The organism is Variovorax sp. J22R115, assembly GCF_030317005.1.
Lineage (GTDB): Bacteria > Pseudomonadota > Gammaproteobacteria > Burkholderiales > Burkholderiaceae_C > Variovorax.
This window is the reverse complement of sequence record NZ_JASZYM010000032.1, coordinates 1-18,357: the sequence shown is the minus strand read 5'-3', so window position 1 is coordinate 18,357 and position 18,357 is coordinate 1. Positions and strand designations below refer to the sequence as shown.

Annotated in this window: 9 protein-coding genes and 9 pseudogenes; 13 read left to right on the top strand and 5 right to left on the bottom strand. The window is 62.7% G+C overall.

Going from position 1 to position 18,357, the window contains the following annotated elements; genetic code table 11:
- Positions 1 to 137: 137 nt before the first annotated feature.
- Positions 138 to 374 (bottom strand): annotated as a pseudogene (locus tag QTI04_RS32575) (transposase); the annotation flags it as partial.
- Between the two features lie 777 nt (positions 375 to 1,151).
- Positions 1,152 to 1,466: pseudogene (locus QTI04_RS32570) on the bottom strand (DDE-type integrase/transposase/recombinase); the annotation flags it as partial.
- A gap of 281 nt (positions 1,467 to 1,747) precedes the next feature.
- Between QTI04_RS32570 and QTI04_RS32565 the strand changes: the two are divergent.
- The 7 genes and pseudogenes from QTI04_RS32565 (at position 1,748) to QTI04_RS32535 (ending at position 10,257) form a co-directional block, all read left to right on the top strand.
- Positions 1,748 to 3,217 (top strand): hypothetical protein, encoded by a 1,470-nt coding sequence (locus QTI04_RS32565; protein ID WP_286619364.1) that lies wholly within the window; start codon positions 1,748 to 1,750, stop codon positions 3,215 to 3,217.
- Positions 3,214 to 4,131 (top strand): hypothetical protein, encoded by a 918-nt coding sequence (locus tag QTI04_RS32560; protein ID WP_286619362.1) that lies wholly within the window; start codon positions 3,214 to 3,216, stop codon positions 4,129 to 4,131. The genes QTI04_RS32565 and QTI04_RS32560 overlap by 4 nt, the downstream gene beginning before the upstream one ends.
- Before the next feature lie 323 nt (positions 4,132 to 4,454).
- Positions 4,455 to 7,364 (top strand): Tn3 family transposase, encoded by a 2,910-nt coding sequence (locus tag QTI04_RS32555; protein ID WP_286619361.1) that lies wholly within the window; start codon positions 4,455 to 4,457, stop codon positions 7,362 to 7,364.
- A gap of 282 nt (positions 7,365 to 7,646) precedes the next feature.
- Positions 7,647 to 7,901: pseudogene (locus QTI04_RS32550) on the top strand (DUF4158 domain-containing protein); the annotation flags it as partial.
- Between the two features lie 306 nt (positions 7,902 to 8,207).
- Positions 8,208 to 8,597 (top strand): annotated as a pseudogene (locus QTI04_RS32545) (Tn3 family transposase); the annotation flags it as partial.
- A 257-nt stretch (positions 8,598 to 8,854) separates the two neighbouring features.
- Entirely contained in the window at positions 8,855 to 9,142 is a 288-nt protein-coding gene (locus QTI04_RS32540) for a hypothetical protein (protein WP_286619360.1), read from the top strand.
- Between the two features lie 704 nt (positions 9,143 to 9,846).
- On the top strand, positions 9,847 to 10,257 hold the full coding sequence (locus QTI04_RS32535; protein ID WP_286619359.1) for a hypothetical protein: 411 nt from the start codon (positions 9,847 to 9,849) through the stop codon (positions 10,255 to 10,257).
- A gap of 298 nt (positions 10,258 to 10,555) precedes the next feature.
- Here the strand turns inward: QTI04_RS32535 and QTI04_RS32530 are convergent.
- Positions 10,556 to 11,100, bottom strand: a pseudogene (locus QTI04_RS32530) (transposase); the annotation flags it as partial.
- Positions 11,101 to 11,766: 666 nt separating this feature from the next.
- Here QTI04_RS32530 and QTI04_RS32525 point away from each other — a divergent pair.
- Both QTI04_RS32525 and QTI04_RS32520 read left to right on the top strand, forming a co-directional pair.
- Positions 11,767 to 12,069, top strand: a complete 303-nt coding sequence (locus tag QTI04_RS32525; RefSeq protein ID WP_286619358.1) for a hypothetical protein — start codon at positions 11,767 to 11,769, stop codon at positions 12,067 to 12,069.
- A 134-nt stretch (positions 12,070 to 12,203) separates the two neighbouring features.
- Positions 12,204 to 12,287: pseudogene (locus QTI04_RS32520) on the top strand (IS6 family transposase); the annotation flags it as partial.
- Between the two features lie 59 nt (positions 12,288 to 12,346).
- Here the strand turns inward: QTI04_RS32520 and QTI04_RS32515 are convergent.
- The gene (locus QTI04_RS32515; protein ID WP_286619357.1) at positions 12,347 to 12,763 is read right to left on the bottom strand and encodes a transposase domain-containing protein; all 417 of its coding nucleotides are present in this window, start codon (positions 12,761 to 12,763) and stop codon (positions 12,347 to 12,349) included.
- On the opposite strand from QTI04_RS32515, the gene QTI04_RS32510 reads away from it, so the two are divergent.
- The 3 genes and pseudogenes from QTI04_RS32510 to QTI04_RS32500 all read left to right on the top strand — a co-directional run.
- Positions 12,762 to 15,701: a Tn3 family transposase gene (locus QTI04_RS32510; protein ID WP_286619356.1), complete on the top strand. Its 2,940-nt coding sequence runs from the start codon at positions 12,762 to 12,764 to the stop codon at positions 15,699 to 15,701. The two genes, QTI04_RS32515 and QTI04_RS32510, sit on opposite strands and share 2 nt — an antisense overlap.
- Positions 15,702 to 15,915: 214 nt before the next feature.
- A pseudogene (locus tag QTI04_RS32505) lies at positions 15,916 to 16,293 on the top strand (transposase); the annotation flags it as partial.
- Positions 16,294 to 16,427: 134 nt separating this feature from the next.
- Positions 16,428 to 16,643 (top strand): annotated as a pseudogene (locus tag QTI04_RS32500) (IS110 family transposase); the annotation flags it as partial.
- 7 nt (positions 16,644 to 16,650) lie between these two features.
- Here the strand turns inward: QTI04_RS32500 and QTI04_RS32495 are convergent.
- A pseudogene (locus QTI04_RS32495) lies at positions 16,651 to 16,791 on the bottom strand (IS6 family transposase); the annotation flags it as partial.
- Positions 16,792 to 17,115: 324 nt separating this feature from the next.
- On the opposite strand from QTI04_RS32495, the gene QTI04_RS32490 reads away from it, so the two are divergent.
- Positions 17,116 to 18,354, top strand: a complete 1,239-nt coding sequence (locus tag QTI04_RS32490; RefSeq protein WP_286619354.1) for a hypothetical protein — start codon at positions 17,116 to 17,118, stop codon at positions 18,352 to 18,354.
- Positions 18,355 to 18,357 lie beyond the last annotated feature (3 nt).

Here is an 18,357-nt window from a genome sequence, read left to right as displayed (position 1 = left end):
CCATGCGCCGGGCGTAGCGGCGCACCAGCACATCGTTGAGATCCCCCAGATGTCGATCGATGCCGAGGCCAGTCAGGAACGCGATCCTTTCCAGGACCTCGGTGATCTGGCGCGTCGAGTGCCTTGCCGGCGCACTCCAGCTGCCCGATCTTCGCGTGCAGCGCCTTCAAGTCCACAGCCGGCTCGCCTGGCGACGCGGCGCCGAAGACGCTGGCCGCTCGTTCAAGCAACTGCGACTTCCAATCGGTGATCTGGTTCGGATGCACGTCGTGAATCTTCGCCAGCTCCGCCAAGGTCTTGTCACCCCGGATGGCTTCCAGGGTCACCTTGGCCTTGAACGCAGTCGAGTGGTTGCGCCGTGGTCTTCTGCGCATGGTCCGCTCTCCTTGCAGGCCCGTCCTCGGGAACGCTCATGATGCAGCGTTTCCACCTATCGCCTTGTTCAGAGCGCGGCGATGGGGTTGGTTACGCGGCCATGCCACCCCGCCATCCTCTGGAGAGCACCATCCATAGGCGCCTACTGGCGGCAGGCCCGACGCCCAGCCGCCTGAGCATTGTCGCTCGCGGCTCGCGCACGCGACTCGGGTATGACGCAGACCACATCGTTTGGGAACGCTTCCCGCCAGACGAAGCCTCGCATGCAGCCGTTCGGGCCGTATGCACCGGAACCATCCACGCGCGTCGGCGCCGCGCTGTTCTCTGCCGCCGTCTGGGCGCGGATTTCCGGCGTGACGCAGACGTGGTCGCGCCCGTCGGCTTCTCGCCATACATACCCTTGCACGCAGCTATCTGGGCCGTAGGCACAAGCATCCTGAGCATCGGCCGTAGGCGAATTCGTGCCGAAGGCGACGACAAGTGCGACTGTTGCCCAGGGCAGAGATCGGCGTAACGGCTTTGAAGGTCCTGTCAACATCATCATCTCCTACGTCCATGGCACTCCAGTCTATGGATGTCGCGGAATCTGCGCATCCACCCGGCGAGGGGCAACCCCTGTGCTCCGCAAAAATTCCGTCCGCTCAACTCGGCCGACAGAGGTTGACCGCTGTGGCACCATGCCTGATGGTTACGTGTGGTCCGCCTTCAAGGTCGGCGGTCGGGCTGGGTGCATATTTTCGGCGCGGCCGAACGGGTTCGTGAGCACGTTGCGGCGGTCAAGCTGAAAGCACCGCGTTCCAGATTGCGGGCGCGGCTTGGCCCGCAGTGCGCAGTCGGCCCAGGTTGAACTGTCCGTTGCGGATGCGATGCAGCAGCTCGACGCCGGCGATCGTCACTGCCGCGCGATCGAAGATCTTGGAACCGAACATGGGCCGGATGCGCGACTTCACGCTTCGATGGTCCTGCTCGGCCATGTTGTTCAAGTAGCGCGACGCTCGTAGTCGCGTGTCTTTCCAGTGAGGGCTCTGCTCGGACAAGTCCGGCACCGCGCGATGCGACGCGGCGTAGCCATCGAGTGTGATGCTCACAGGAGGTCGACCTTAGACATGATGGTCGCCGCCCAGTAGGCAGGCGGCGACCATCATGTCTAAACGCGCTACATGTCGGCGTGATCTTCGACGAGCCATTCAACGATGTCGGCACTCTGGACGAGATCATCACCAGAGAAGCCAAACGCCGCGCCACTTCGGGAGGATCATCAAAGTTGAGGGGCGCGCTCGTTGACGATGGCGCGGCCGCGCGGTAGAAGTAGTTGCTCGCGGGGCGTGCTCGCTCTTTTGCAGGTACGTTCGGCTCGCGGTAGGAGGAGCGGATGGCGGAGCACACGGAGCTAAGTCGAGTCTCGCCCCTCGCCGGCCCAGCTCACCCGGTTGGCGTTCCAGACAAGGCGCGCAGCGCGTCAGAGAAGGTCGACACCGGCGTCGTGTCGTGTCGGCTAGGTCGCGCGCCGTCCGCCGTGCACGTCAATCGCGCGCCCGGCGCCGGCCGGCCATCGCTACACGCTCCGCTGCTGAATCTGCAGAGGACGCTCGGCAACCGCTATGTCGGTGAACTGATGCGCCGCGCCGGCGCGAACGAGGGCCGGGCGAACACCAGCAACGTCCAACGAACGGCCGGGCACACGCTCGTCCAGCGACTGTCGTGGGACGACGTGACCGATGCCGTGTCGAGCGTGGAATCGAGCCTCGATCGGGGCGCGCAGGTGGTGGGCTCGTCCGTCGCGTCCGGCGTTGAGGCCGTCGGTGAAGCGGTCTCGAGCCGGGCGAACGCAGTCGGAAATGCGATTCAAGGCGGGGTCCAGTCAATCGCTGAGGGCGCTCAGTCTGTCGGGAAAGGCATCGTGAGTGGCGTTTCGTCGGTCGTCGCTGGGGTGTCGAACGCCGGGCAGATGATCGGCGCCACGGTCAGCGGCGCCGCAGGTGTGATGAGCGCTGATCCAGAGAAGACGCGCGCGAATCTGCTGGCCAGGATCGACGCGGCGCGCGTGAAGCTTCGAAAGGTCGACCCAGACTCACTTTCCGTCTCCGACTCACAGATCGGCTCGCTCAATGTGCAGATCGGTCGGCTCAATGCCATCGGGGCCGCGCCGCCTCTTCCCCTCGTCGGCCCCGCTAGTGGCGGCTTTCTCAAAGTCCTTGGAGAACTTCTCGTCGGCCTCGCAGCCGTCGTTGGCCTGACGGTCGGCGAACTGTTACTCCTTATCGCTGTGATCATCCTCTTGATCATAGTCATCGTTGAAGCGATCAGCGAGGCGTCGAAACCCAAGGAGGAGGACAAGGAGAAGGACAAGGAGAAGGACAAGGAGAAGGACAAGGACAAGGAGAAGGACAAGGAGAAGGACAAGATCCAGAAGCCGCTCTACTGGGATCCGACGGTCGCGACATCGAAATCACAGCCAGGCGCGCTCAGAGTGCGCTTTCAAGCATACGACTACACGTACCACGCGCATCACTCGTGGCCCGAATACGCGGGCGGCACCGAGACTCAGCCGCTAATGGCCGTGCAAGGCTCCGCTCACCTTTCGCTCATGCAGCCGGCACTCGACAGTTATCTGCTGTTGGGGTTCGCCAAGGATGGGCTCACCCCGCACACGACCACCAATGGGGCTTTCATCGCGCGTTTAAGAACGGAACGCGCGCTGCGACGCCAGATGCTTGCCGCGTTGACAGCCTTCTACGCCGGCTTCTCCTTCACGAACTGCGATCCCGGCATCCCGCCCTCGGTCTACTTGGCGGGAATCGGCGGCTCCTTCTTCGGCCTCGGCGGGGATAATCCGCCATGAAGGTCGAGTCCGACATCAAGCTCTTTCCCCGACGTCCGACCGAGACTGCGTGGTCGACGCTCAGGCGCCTAGCCGATGACTGGAATCAATCCCACGTACACGCTATGTCTGAGGTCTCGGGACTGATGATGCAGATCAACCTGCCTGACAGCGCGCCGATGGAGATCGAAGACTTCACCGTACTGCTGGAGAAAATGCGCCGGGAGGTCGGAGTCGACGCCTACGGAGCCTCGCGTCGCCTCTACGACGAACGAGACTATCTCGAAGTGCCATTCGTTCAAATCTTCGGAGCGGTGCTCGATCGCCCCGAGCGGCCGTTCGTCGTGAACGCGGGCGCGGCGCTCGGACCGCCAACGCCGTGTCCCGCGTGCGGTAACCATTCGACCTTTGACGCGACTCAATGCGCCCCCTTCGCGATCAGGGAATCGCTGCTCGACGACGCCTGTCTCGCTGCCGAGATGCCGTACGGTGGCTGGGACGTCGTCGCGCTGCCGGCGGGGCGCGTCCTGGTGTCCGCGCGACTGTTGTCGACGCTGCGGCGCGGCGACGTGCAGGGCCTCGAGGTGAGGCCGGTGTTGCAGGCGGAAACGGGAATGCACTCAACCCGGGCGTTCCAGATCGGCGCTCGACGGGCCATCCTGACTCCATGCGACTTGCACGCCGGCGACGTGTCGTTCTGCGCTACCTGCGGTGCCGTCAGGGCTGGCCCCGACGAGCCGATGGATCGCCTGTTCATTCCAGAACCCGAGTTCCACATCCGCGATCGAGATTTGGCGGGCGACGAAGTGATGTCCCGTCATCCGAGCCGCAGCACGATGCTCTACTTCGCGCAGCGCGCCTACCGCTTGATGTTTGACGCCGGACTAAACGGTATCGCGCCGAGCAACGTCATCCGCGTTTGCGACCATCAGTGACGGTTTTGCACACGGGACGGGCCGGGTTTCAACTGCGAGGCGTCCGCCATCACGTTGCAACATGGCCGCGCTTCCAGGGGTCTCTAAAGCTCGCCTTTGCAGTCAATTCGTAAGCAATGAATACGAAGGGACCTCCGCGGGCCGGCAAGTGCGAGTGATGCCACCATGACGGGGTCGATTTGTTTTCGGTGTCAAAAGTGACGGTTCGCAACTCCAGCAACGGCGCGGGGTCGGTTTGCTAAGTTGTTGATTTCGCGAGCATTGCTGTTCACTTCTTTGCGGCGTATCGTCTGCGGCCCCCTGAACAGCGAAGGAGCGCGGCGATGCAAGGCTGGCAGACGTCCTACCTGGGCCTGCGCGACATGCCCGGCGAGCTCAGCGAGTTCGAGCTGCAGACGTTCTTCAGCTTCAGCCGCACAGAGCTCGACTTGATCGGGCGAAGGCGTAGCGACAGCCTGAAGCTGGGCTTGGCGCTGCACATCGGCTTCGCCCGCATGACCGGACGGCCACTGAACAGCGTGCGGATCGTCCCCCCTGCCCTGCTTCACCACCTTGGCCGAGAGCTGGACATCGCCGCGCCGGATCTGGTGTCTCTGCGCGCGCTGTACGCCCGCGGACGCACCCTGTTCGATCACCAGCACCAAGCCTGCGAATGCCTGGGATTCAAGTGGATGACCGAGCATCAGCGCCGAGCGTTGGTACGGGTCCTGCGCGACGAAGTTGCGCATTGCTCAGACCGCGAGCGGCTCCTGGTCCTTGCCAGGCAGTGGCTCTACGACCATCGCCTGCTCATCGTGCACGACCGCGTGATCCGCGCCATGGTGGCGGCCGCCCTGCTCGAACTGGAAGCATCGACCGGCCAGTTCATCGTGACCACAGTGCCTGCCGAGACTCGCAAGCGCTGGATATTGGCGTTGAACACGCCGCGTCCGGACGGTGAACACTGCCAGAGTTGGCTGTGGAGCGCGCCGGCACGGCACTCGACGCGTCAGATCACCGAGGTCTTGGAAAGGATCGCGTTCCTGACTGACCTCGGCATCGATCGACATCTGGGGGATCTCAACGATGTGCTGGTGCGCCGCTACGCCCGGCGCATGGCCGGGCGGCCCCCATCGGTCAGTGCCAGGATCAAGGAGCCGGCCCGCACGCTGGAGCTCAGCTGCTTCCTGCGCTACTGCCTGCTCACGGTGACCGACCAGATCATCTTCATGTTCCAACGCCGCGTGGCCGACCTGTGGCACCACTGTGCTGATGGTGTCGCGTCCGTGGATTGGGCGCAGCAGTACCAGGAACTGCTGCTGGAGCTCTCCGAGCTCGCAGGCCATGACGTCGTGCCAGATACCGAACTGCGCTCTCGCCTGCGCGAGATCGTCGCTGCCAAGTGCGCTCGGCGCCCGCCGAGTCGAGCGTCAGTCATCCGGCAACGCCTGATCGATGCCATCGCGCCGGTGCGTTCGCTGCTGGTGGGGGTCAGTCGCTTGCCTTGGCAAGCCACCGGCGAGCACCCGGTACTCGATGCGCTGAACAAGCTCCGAGCCGGGTATGCCACTGGCATCAAGCGACTTCCCAGTGAAGTCACGACCCCGCGACTGGGAGCCGCCTGGCGTGCAGCCATCGCCGACGCCGACCGCGAGCGCGCCTTCAGGGCGCTGGAGGTCGCCACCCTACTTGCTCTGCGCCGGGCGGTGCGCAACGGCTCGGTCTGGATAGCTCATTCACTGAGCTTCCGCGGTCGCGAGCGTCTGTTCCTGCCCGAGGAGCGTTGGCAAGCCGAAGCGCCGAGGCACTACGCCAGGTTGCAGCTGCCGGCTAAGGCTAGCGAGTTCCTCGTACCGCTACTTGCTCGCATGCTCATTGGCATCGACGCGGTCGCGGCCGCCACGCGTTCAGGTGATCTGCGCGTCGATGACGAACTGCATCTGGCGTCGTTGCCGGCGGACGAAGATGACCCCCACGTCGTGAGGCTGCGCAGCCAGATCGATCAGCGCATCGGTGAAGCACAGTTGCCCGAGGTCATCCTGGCCGTGGACGCCCAGGTGCGATTCAGCTGGATCATGCTCGGGCGCGAGCCGAGAACGGGGCAGGAGCTGCTGATGACCTATGCCGGCATCCTCGCACACGGCACCAGCCTCACGGCGGCCGAGTGCGCGCGCATGATCCCGCAGTTGTCGGCCACCAGCATCCGCCAGGCCATGCGCTGGGCCGGCGACGAGCGTCGCCTGGCACGGGCCTGCCAGGCGGTGCTGGAGTTCATGCAGGGCCACCCCATCGCGGCGACCTGGGGCCGAACCGACCTGGCCTCTTCGGACATGATGAGCCTGGAGACCAGTCGGCGCGTGTGGCAGGCACGCCAGGACCCGCGGCGCCAGGTGGCTTCCATCGGCGTGTACAGCCACGTGCAGGACCGATGGGGAATCTTCCACGCGCAGCCGATCGTGCTCAATGAGCGTCAGGCGGGCGCCGCCATCGAAGGTGTCATTCGACAGGAACGGATCGAGACGTCTCAGCTCGCTGTCGACACGCACGGTTTCACCGACTTCGCGATGGCGCTGTCCCGACTTCTGGGCTTCGACCTGTGTCCGAGGCTCAGGGAACTTAAACAACGGCATCTCTTCGTCCCGCGGGGCACGAAGGTTCCGCGCGAGATAGCCGCCGTGTGTCAGGCCAGCGTGGACACCACGCTCATTGAAGCTCATTGGGACAGTCTGGTTCACTTGGCCGCCTCGGTGATGCTGGGCCATGCCAGCGCAGTGACCGCGTTGGCGAGATTCGGCTCGGCAGCCCGAGGAGACCCGATCTATGACGCCGGCGTGCAACTGGGCAAGCTGCTCAGGACGGTGTTTCTGGCCGACTACTTTGTCAACGCCGCTTTCCGGCGCGAGCTGCGACGGGTGCTCAATCGAGGCGAGTCGGTCAACGCGCTCAAGCGCGCGATTTATGTCGGCCGCGTCACGCCGGCGCAGGCCCGGCGCACCGACGAGATGCAGGCCGTAGCGGACGCATTGAGCCTGCTGGCCAACATCGTGATGGCGTGGAACACGGCGCAGATGCAGGCGGTGGTCGACCGCTGGGCCAACCGGCGCCAGATCGTGCCGCCGGAATTGATGGGACGCATCGCGCCCACGCGTCTGGAGGGCATCAATCTGCGAGGCGTGTTCCGCTTCCCCGTCGAGCGCTACGCCGCGCAACTCCTACCGTCACAAAGTGCAGGCAAAACAAGGGCCGGCGGCTGAAATCGGCCGCTGAACGATGCGCTCTCCAGGGCTATTCGAGGGGTAGCAGAAAGTCGTGCAGTGACAAGCACTTGCGAGCGCCAGCAGCTCGGAACCCGCGTCAATGCTGGTCGGTCGATGCGTCACTTTTTGCACCGAAATCAAATCGACCCCGACGTGAGCGACACGCTGCCGGACGTGGCCTGCGGCCACACGAAGCGGCCTCGCTCGAGCCGCTTGGCCAGAAGCAGGGGTGGATGTACTTTCCGTGAAAATCGGTGCGCTTGAGGTCGAAAAATCGTTATGCGACAGGCACTTGCGAATCCGGGCCAGGCGTGTGATTGGTCGCTCTATGAACGTCGACAGACGCTGTACGAGCATCAAGCCTGGGCTCGCGCATATCTTGGCCTGAACGAGCTGAATGAGGTCCAGCGACAGAAGATCGAACAGGTTCTCGCGGTCGCCGCGCTCGAGGCCGCTCACCCCGACGATCTCATGCGAACTGCACGCATCTGGCTGTACGGCAGGCGAATCATCATTCCGGGCACGCGCCGCATCGCCGACTGGGCCCGCAAGGCGTTCGATGCCACGGAGGCGGCAATGGCCGCAACGATCGAGGCGGCGATTGGGAAGGATGCGCTGCGCCAAGCGATCGACTGGGCCTATGCGCCCTCCCCCGCGGCCTCAGGCAGCCATCTGGAGTGGCTCAAGACACCGCCCGAGCGCCACGCCCCGACCACGACCGCGCAGACCCTGGAGAAGATCCTCGCTCTCAAGGCCTTGGGCGTGCACAACTGGGCGTTGGATTCCATCGCCCTGAGCAAACAGCATGCGTATGCGGCACACGTCCAGATGCGCCGGCCATCGCTGTTCCTGTGCGACTACCTGACGATCACCGACTTTCGACGCGAGCTGCTTGCGCTACTCAGCCGCGGCGAATCGGTGCATCAACTCCAACGTGCAATCCACGGCGGGCAGATAGCGCACGACCGAGGACGGCGCAGGCAGGAGATGGTGGCCATCTCCGGGGCGCACGCGCTGCTCACCAACAACGTGCTCGCCTGGAACACCAGCCGCATGGACTGCGTTGTTGCCCGTCTCAGAGCCTCCGGCTCGCCGATGGAGGACGACTGGCTTCGCCGGATCGGACCCGCGCACTTCTCGCACATCAACTTCCGCGGGACGTACCGGTTCAACCTCGAGAAATATGGGCACTTGCTGGTCGCGCGTCGCTCGGGCACGGCGGCACTCTGAGCCATCACCTGGGCCCGGAGGAGAACTGTCTTGCCGCGCGAGCCATGGGCCTTTCTCCCCGGACACCGGGTCGGTGACCGTGTCAATCTGCACCAACCGCGCCGCCCTGCTTTGACTGGCACTTTTGCAAGTGCTTGTCGTGGTTGACGTTTTTCGGGGCGACCGTGTCAATTTGTCGAAAAAATACGATTACCCCAAATACTGCCCAGAGGTTGGTGCCTCGGCCGAGCTGACAAGCCTGCAAACAAGGGAAGGCTATGGGTATCGTGAACCGGTTTGTAGACCCCTACGATGCGGCCGCTCTCAATGAGAGTTACCTCGCTCATGCAGAGCGCATCGCTGCAGGCGGGTCCTATGTGATGTCAGAAGCGATGGCGCGCGCAATGCTGGAGCGGTACACCGAGGCTGTTCTTCAGGCGCGCGATGCCATGGCAGACCGCGGAGTTCCGCTCGCAGATTTTCCGGAGATGCTGAACTTTCTGCTCAAGAGGCTGGATGCGGCGCTTCTTAAAAGGAGTGTGCCACCGACCGGAACAGGCGAGTAACGGAACTGCTGCCGGATCGCCGAAACGTCAGCCGACTCTGGCCAACCCTTCCTTGGAGAGGATCCGCCGCCCATCAACTCGCGGCCAGGCGCCCGCCGGCCACCCGGGATGCAGGCGTATATCTGCACAAAAAAGCCGATTACCCCTTGTCGCTGCACAATTTTCTGCTACCCCTCGAATAGCCCCGGAAAGCGCATCGTTCAGCGGCCGATTTCAGCCACTGGCCCTTGTTTTGCCTGCACTTTGTGACGGTAGTAGCTGCGCGGCGTAGCGATCGACGGGGAAGCGGAACACGCCTCGCAGATTGATGCCCTCCAGACGCGTGGGCGCGATGCGCCCCATCAATTTCGGCGGGACAATCTGACGCTGGTTGGCCCACCGGTCCGAGCTACCAAGGGCCTGGCCAGGCTGAAACGCTTGCCTTACCCTTGCTTATCACGGATAGTTTCCGCAGCCGGCGTTCCCCATCCATCCTCAGATGGCACTTCGGTCAGAGCCATCGTTGATGTTGCTCCATCGGCGATGGCTCGATTGATTCTGATGCCCCTGAAGACGCAGGCGAGGAACTTCGCATGTCAGTTGCGGATTCAACTAGTCGATGGGCCATCGTGGATCCCTGTCAACCAGAGGCCCAAGGCCATCGTTTTGCTCTAACCATCTGCCGATGGCGAGGCGAATCAACCTCCAACTCCCAAGGATACGCAATGACCAAAATTCTCGCAGTCATGCTCACCGGCCTGTTCGCGGCAGGCGCCTATGCTCAAAATCCGGCGGGAGCATCTTCGGAGCAACAACCTGTGACGAACAGCAAGGCCCAAAATCGCGCCCAAGCCAGGGTGGAAGCGCGCCCCCAAGGCAATGTTAAGAAGCCGACTGGCGACCAAGCCAATAGCGCTGAACTCAATCCTGAGGCCAGCGGCGGCAAGGCTGCAACTGCAGCCCAGAATAGGGCCAACGCCAAAAGCCAGGGCATGGTGAAAAAGCCGGTGGGCGACTTAGCCAACAGTCCCGAACTCAATCCTGAGGCTAGCGGGGGCAAGGCCGCGAATGCGGGACAGGCCAGGGTCGGCGCGCGTGATGCCAAGGCGGCGGCCAAGAAGCAACCCGCCAATTGACCGGCTTTCGGTGCTTGGTCGAAATGCCCTCGGCGCTTTTCGATCCAAGCGCGCCCGTGCCAGCATGTATTCGGCTTGCCAGTGGGCGACGTCGAAACATGCCCGCAGCCTCGATGAGATCCGCACCCCCCGTCCTTAGCAAATCTGCGGCTTGAGCCCCAGGGTCAGCCGGCACCAGAGACAGGCTTCAGGGTGTTGGTCCAACCAGTTTTGTCATCACCTCCAAAAGCTTCGCAAACCAGTGCTGGGGGGTAGGTCCTCCCTGAACGAAATGTGGAGCTCGCTGGCGGTCGCTCGCTCAGTGCGCGGCGGCGCTTGGACGGTAGGGCACGTCGCTGCTCAGCAGTGCCTGGATCACGCGCGTATTCTTGTTGGCCAGCGCCACCGCCGCGCGGTTGTAGCCACGCCGGGCGATCAGGTCGTGCAGCGATCGACTCTGCGCATCAGTCTTGCCTACCGCGTAGCGAAGCACGCATCGGGCACCGTGGATCAGCAGGGTGCGAAGGTAGGTGTCGCCCCTCTTGCTGATGCCTTTGAGCTGTGATTTGCCGCCCGACGAAGGCGCGGCACCAGTCCGAGCCAGGCCGATAGATGTCGGCCGTTTCGAAACTCCTTGGCTTCGCCCACCGCAGCGACCATCGCGGTTGCCGTGATTGGCCCGACGCCACCGACGAGGGCGATCTTCTTGCACAGCGCCGAGCGCTTCATGAATGACTTGCTCCAGACCTCTGTGTGCTTGATGCGGTCTTCCAGCGTCTGGATCTGCTCGGTGAGCTCCAAGACCATCGCCTGGCAGATGCTGGTGATCTCGCCCTCGCATGCGCTCAGCACCCGCGGGACCGCCAGGAGAGCATCCATTTCCTGGGGTGTGCGGTGCAACAGATGCTCAGGGATAAGACGTCTTGCCCAGGCAATTCGCCGACGCCCGCCCCTGACCATATCTTTGCTGCACCGCACACCCCCAACTTCTGGATGCTCTCACTGACTGGTCGCGTGATGCGTGTGCATTACTTCACGAATTCTGCGTAAAACTGCGGCGTTCGGATGGGTGCCGTATTCGATGCCCGGTGGTAAAACCCGGTAATCAAAAGTTCCTCGCTGCAATCGCCGTCATGAACCGCGCCCAATTCGCTTGCTCGAAATGGTCCACCCCAGAACTGGCCGTTACTGTCCAACAACTCGCACCCACCGAGTTCGCTTGGAAGGTGGTGGCGCGGCGGAACGGTCAACTTTCTGAATGCGTTGCCGAAGCAACGGAGCGCTGTGCTGACTATGACGAGGCACTCGATTCCGGCTTTGTCGCCCTCAAGGAGTGGCGGGAGCGATAACAGTTGTTCGCTGGGGCGGCGCCGGCGACGCTGCATGCGATCCCCGCAACACTGGCAAGCACCAACTAAACCTTGGCATCGGATCGCGTCAGCGGTTCGGTCCCGGCGCCGGCCTTCACACGCAAGGCATACGCCCTTCTGGGGATGGCGTGCCAACTGAGTCACAGAAACAATGCTGTGCATGTTCCGCATCGTCGTGCAAGAGAAGCGAGCCTTCGCCGGAGAGCCACCCTCCAGCGGCGCCCCTTTGCCTCAGGCCAACAAAGCGTTGTCCACGATCGATCCGCCTCCCGCACGACTGACCAGCCTCCAACTGCGTGAAGTCAGTGCCCAGTGGCGTCTGCGATCGGACATCGACCCCCAGACGGCATCACGTGTTGCCGACGTGCTGGATTGGCTGGCGGCGAAACGGGAGGCGCACCCGCCCGCCCGGTCTGCCGCCCATCAACTACGTGCGAGCCTCTCGCAGTGGATGGGTTTCTAACGGTCGTGGCGCCTGAGCTGCGCGCGGTCTGTCGACAGGCCCTCGAAGCCCCGGTTCTGGTGCAATCTGTGTCTCGGGATAGTCTCCCCGTTTTGTGAACTACGGGCAGGTCGTTGGCGAAGAAGCTTCAGAGCATGGACGATCTGTTCAAGGGGCGGCACTTCGAGCGAGGGATCATCGTTCTATGCGTTTGCTGGCATCTGCGCTACAAGCTGAGCCGTATGCGGTCAATAAACCGCGTCCTGTTCATCGACGCAGATCAAGTGCAGGGGTTGAGCTACGAGGTTGGCAGCGCGATGTTCCAGGGCAGTAGCGCCTCGTAGTCGTCGACTGTTTGCGCCAGCGGCAGCTTCTTGAACAGGGCGACGAGGTAGCGATACGGCTCGACGTTGTTGGCCTTTGCCGTCTCGATGAGCGAGTAGAGATTCGCGCTGGCGTTCGCACCGCCAACGGTGTCGGCAAATAGCCATGAGCGGCGACCAACTACAAATGGCCTGATGGCGTTTTCCACCGGGTTGGAGTCCAGCGGCCAGGTGCCGTTGTCCAGGAAGGGGTGATCGTCCTTTTCGTGTAGTTTGATACGGTTCGCTCCGAAAGCCTTTGCTGGCGCGGGTTTCCGGCCGTTGGAGCGTCGCTCATGGAGGCTGGCGGCTGCGATGTACAGTCCCACCGACAGTCTGGATTTGTCGGTCATGTCCACCTACGTCTATCGCTTTGTCGGTCTGGAGAACCTGCCCGCTCGCCTGACGGATTTCGACCTCAGGCATTTTTTCGAGCTCGGAGACGGCGATGTTCAAGCGATCCGCGAGCGATTTCGCTCCGACCGCCGCGTCGCTGGCGCGCTGCAACTGCTGTTCTTGCGCGCATGCGGCCGTCCAATGGATCGCTTCTCCGTGCTGCCTCGCAACCTGCTGCGGTACGTGGCTGACACACTGGAGGCGGCGCCGCTAACCATCGCGAGCCTGCGCAGTCTCTACGAGCGCCGCCCCACCCTGTACGAGCATCAGCAGTGGGCCAGGGACTACCTTGGCCTGAGTGACCTCGATCGAGCCGCTGAAGCCTCGCTGACAGCGATGCTGGCACTCCACGCCGCCGAGGCCGCGCACCCGGACGAACTGGTCACGTCCGCGTGCCACTGGCTCTACGACCACCGCATCCTGATTCCAGGCGAGCGTCGTTTGCAGGACTGGGCCCGCGGTGCGTTTGCTGCGACTGAAGATCGCATCCGCAACGCGATCGCCCGCGAGGTCTCCCCTGGCGACGTGCGCCGTTGCCTTGCATCAGCCCATAGTCAGCGCCACGACGCTGGCTGTTCCCATCTCGAATGGCTCAAGACTCCCTCCGGGCCCCATGGACCCACGACCCTTGCCGAGACCTTGGAGAAGATCAGCTACCTGAAGTCATTGGGGGTGCACCAGTGGTCCCTCGCTGATGTCAGCCTGCCCAAGCTGCACGCCTACGCCCAGCGGATGCAGTCACGACGCCCGGCGAAGAACCGCGAACTGAAGGAAACCCGCCAGGAGATCGAGCTGGTCTGCTTCCTGCGAGTGAGCCTTCTGGAACTGACGGATATCGCCGTGCTGCAGAACATGCGCCGCAGCCAAGAGCTGTTTCGCAAAGCCAAGCAGAAGGTGGAGACGACGCGTGAGCAGTCGGGCGCTGTCGCGCGCGACCAAACACGTCTGGCCCGTGATGTCCTGCGCGATCCAGCCAGGCCGTTCCATGCACGGTGCGCCGAAGCCGATCGCCTCCTGAGTGAGGTGCTCGATGCCACACCGAAGAGCTTTGCCTCCGAAGTGCGGAAAACGCTGTCGACCGATCACCGGCGCATCAAAGCGTATCTGGGCGGCCTGCAGTCACTGGAATTCGGCGGTCGCGCACAGGATCCGGGCTTCGAGCAACTGGCTGCGTGGCGCCAGTTGCAGGCGGCGAATGCGTCCGAGTTGCCGCGCGACTTCGCGCTACCCGATGTCGGCGCCGCCTGGCACGACCTCGTGCACGATGTCGACACGCGCTTCGGCCTTCAGGCGTTCGCGGCGTGCACCATGATGTCGCTGCGCAGGAGCTTGCGAAATGGCCGCGTCTGGATCGACCATTCGCTGAGTTTCCGCTCACGCGATCAGATGCTCATCTCCCCAGCCGAGTGGGCGCGCGATCGGAGTGCCTATCTCGCGTTGTTGGGAATGCCGACGACGGCCGATCCACTGCTTGATCCCCTCCTCGACAATCTGGTTGCGGGCGTCGCGGCAGTCGCCGAGGGCTGCGAGAAGGGTGCGTTCGACATCGATGTCGACGGCATGCTGCATCTGCCGGCGATAACGGCCCCACCCGACGAGGGCGAACCGCGCCGCCTGCGCGAGCTCATTTACCGAAAGATCGGCGATATCCAGTTCCCCGATCTCCTGCTCGAGATCGATGCCCAGAGCAACTACAGCGAGGCGCTACTGGGCCACCGGGCGGAATCCATCGCCGAACTGCTGGCCCTGTATGCCGCCGTGCTTGCGCACGGCACGGACATCGACGCCAAGAGCGTGGCGGGGATGATTCCCGGACTGGACACGGCGTGGGTGTCCGTCGCCATGCGGGCGCTGGAGACCCACGGGCGGTTGAGGCGCGCCAACGAGCGCGTGGTCGAGTTCCAGGGCCGTATTCCGATCTGTGCACACTGGGGTGAAGGCGCCAAGGGCTCGGCCGACATGATGTCGCTGGAGGCAACGCGCCATCTGTGGAGTGCACGTACCGATCCGCGCCGGCGCACCTATGCGACGGGCATCTATACCCACGTGCTGGATCGCTGGGGCATCGTCTACGACCAACCGATCGTGCTCAACGAGAGGCAGGCCGGCGTTGCCATCGAAGGTGTCGAGCAATACAACCGCAGTGACGACCGCATCCGGCTGTCGCTGCTGGCCGTCGATACGCACGGCTACTCGAGCGGGGCCATGTCAGTCGCAAAGCTGCTCGGCTTTGACCTCTGCCCTCGCCTTCAGGATCTCCGAGAGCGCAAGCTGTATCTGCCGGCGGGCTTCGCGGTGCCCGAAGGCATCGAACGCGCGACGGTCAAGCGTCTTTCGCGAAAGGCGATCTTGGCGGGCTGGGACGATCTGATGCGTGTGGTCGCATCGATCCGGGCGGGCAAGATCGGCGCCGACGTCGCGCTACGCCTCTTGGGCAGCGCTGCGCAAGGCGATCCCGCGTACAGGGCGGCCGACCATCTGGGCCGCCTTCTGCGCAGCATCTTCCTGTGCGACTACATCACGATTCCCGACTTCCGGCGCGAGATGCACATGCTGCTGAACCGCGGCGAGTCGGTGCACCAGTTGCAGCGTGCGGTCTACACCGGCAAGCTGGCGGCCGAGCGAGGTCGGCGGCGCGACGAGATGAAAGCGATCTCCGGCTCGCACGCTTTGCTGACGAACATCGTGCTGGCCTGGAACACCAGCCGGATGAATGACGCAGTCGAGCGCATGCGCAAGGACGGCATCGATATCGACGATGCCTGGCTTCGCCGCATCGGGCCCGTGCATTTCGGGCACATCAACTTCCGAGGCACCTTCCGCTTCAGGATCGAGATGTACGCCTCGGCGCTACTCCGCCCTCACGCAGCTTCAGACGCGACTGCGAAGGGTTGACTGCATGACCACGGTTGAGGTGCTGCGGGCCGCTTGGTCAAACCCGCGGTTTGGACCCGCGGCTCGCGAGGCCAAAGCGTGTCAATCTGCATGAAAAGGACAACTCTGCGCAGAAACCGAGATGTCTAAGTTATTGTCAACATTGGGCTTTTTTGGTCCAACCGTATCAATCTACACGAAAAGGACGATGACCCCTGGACTGGCGAAGCCGATCACGATGGAGGCGGACTTCTGCGTGGAGGCCTTGCGCGAGGCGACGGCGCGTTGGGGTGCGCCGGAGATTGTGAACACGGATCAAGGCAGCCAGTTCAGCAGCGCCGAGTTCATCGCCGAGGTGCAGCGCATCGGTGCACACCAAAGCATGGACGGCAGAGGCTGCTGGCGCGACAACGTCTTCGTCGAGCGGCTGTGGCGCAGCGTGAAGTACGAAGACGTCTACCTGAAGGGCTACGACGGCGTCAGCGCCGCACGGTTTCACCTGGCCGCCTACTTCGATTTCTACAACGCCCGGCGCCCGCATCAGTCGCACGACGGGCGCACACCAGACATGGTCTACTTCGCCACGCTGCCCGCAATGAAGGAGGCTGCCTGATGGGTTGAACCATGAGTACACGGCTCAACCGGCGCGCCTCCGGCGGCCTGGCAGGGGCCAGAAGATTGAAAGAATCAACTCGCAGCCAATCCACTTATCTCAGGTCAAAGCGTGTTCAGACGAGCGGAGCCGGCTCTGAGTTCGGTGTCGTGCTGCCGTTGAACGCATCGACCGTGCGCAACCAGGCCATGGCGTGCCTGGAGGATCTGCCTGGGTCGAGCAACACTGTCATCGGCGATCTGCTCAGCGAGTTGACCCGGCTGGACGAACGGATCGCGCTCTATGACCGGCACGTCGCGCAGATGGCGCGCGAAGACACTCGGGCCCAGCAGCTCATGCGTCTGCGCGGGGATTCCAGCGCTTCTCGAACTCGGGCACGAAACGCTGGACCCATCGCATGATTGCTGTGTGGGCCAACGCCAAGCCGCGCTCGACCATCATCTCCACGAGATCGCGAAGGCTCAGCTTAAAGCGCAGGTACCATCGAACGCATAGGACTGCCCACGACCTGACAGCGCTCTCCGATCTGCGCGCTGTCGCCGCAGGGCGAGAGCACCCGAAACCTGGACGTCCTGACCGCGCCACCAGCAAGCCAACCATAACCTCGGCACCGGTTCGCGTGCCTTGGATCTAAAAGTTATGGTCAACTACGCTTAGAACGGCGACGTCAGAATCTTGATCTGCGCCAGCCGATAGGCTGCTCAGCTTGAGGCCAGTTTGCGCGTTTGGCGAAGGGCCGGCAGATCTAGAGGGCCGCCTTTTTTTGGGCGATCGCGTGCCTGCCGCGCCGACGGAGTGTCGAAACCCAGTTCAGGGGGTGCCGTGTCACAAGAGATCGCGCTGTATACGCACAATTTAGATTATGAGCAGGAAAACCAACTGACTCGTGCACTGGAGCACTTCCATCATTCGCAGAAGACGCTGTGCTTACTGCGGAAAGGGGAGTGCAGGTTGCCGCTGACAGACGGCGAAGTGGATACTCGCCGTGCAATGGTGGGACGAGACATGCCGAGACCGGTCATTGTCATCACTGGACTTGCACTCGATGACAACTGGTTCAGCCACGCGAAAAATGGCTACGGGCTTGTGACACTCGCGGATTGGCAGGTCGCATTTCTGTCTGATTCAGAAGGCGCTTTGGAGGCCGCTGCCCCAGATGCAAACATCCTTACTTCCCTTGCATTGACAGCGCTTCTCGTTCTGGCGCAGCTTTCAGACATGGAAGTTCTTCACGGTGAATTGAGGGGCTGTCTCTTTGATCTGTGTGTGCAAAAGCCGCAGCGCGCTTTCAAGATGCGGTCAGCTTACGTGTGCAGGCGCTGTACCGGTCAATTGGCGAAAGCAGGAATCTCTTCGGTTGAGATTGATGCGATCAATTCAATCCTCGACAGAGTACGCCATCTCGTTCTTGGCAGAAGTCCTCAGTCCGCATTGCCACCCCTACCTGACGACGAGTCGATCCTCAGAAACCTGTCCCTTAATTGCAAGCTTCCTCCGGGCCTACTAAACGCTTGTCGCGCTGGCTCAATTTCTGTCCTTGTCGGATCGGGTCTTTCGATGCAAGCCGACGTCCAGGTCACCTACGGCCCCGGTCTTGGCTGGAAGCGCTTGCCATCCTGGAGTGAGGTTCCTGTCCGGTTGGCCGAGAGTTTGAAGCGATATCGGGGCCGGGATGAGACGCCTCGCACTACAGAAACGTTGGATGAGTTCCTCGCCGATCTGGATTTTTTTAGAGAATCGCTCGGAGATACTGTGTACTATCCGCGCGCCCTCGTGGACATGTTTGCACCTGCGATCTTGAACGCTGGCCTCGCAAATCGCCTCGTATTTCGCCTTCCCGTTCAATGCGTTCTCACGACGAACTACGACTTTGTACTTCAGTACGCTGCGCCGCCTGGAACGCCCGTCTACACGTGGCAGGAGGCTTCTAACGCACGAGGCTATCTGACTAGCTGTGAAGGCCCAATAGGTTGTATCTGTTCATCTGAGTTGAGTTTGAGAGACTGGGAATCGCCAAACCCCCGGATCACTCAAGGAACCCAACCAGATGAACATTCATAAGAA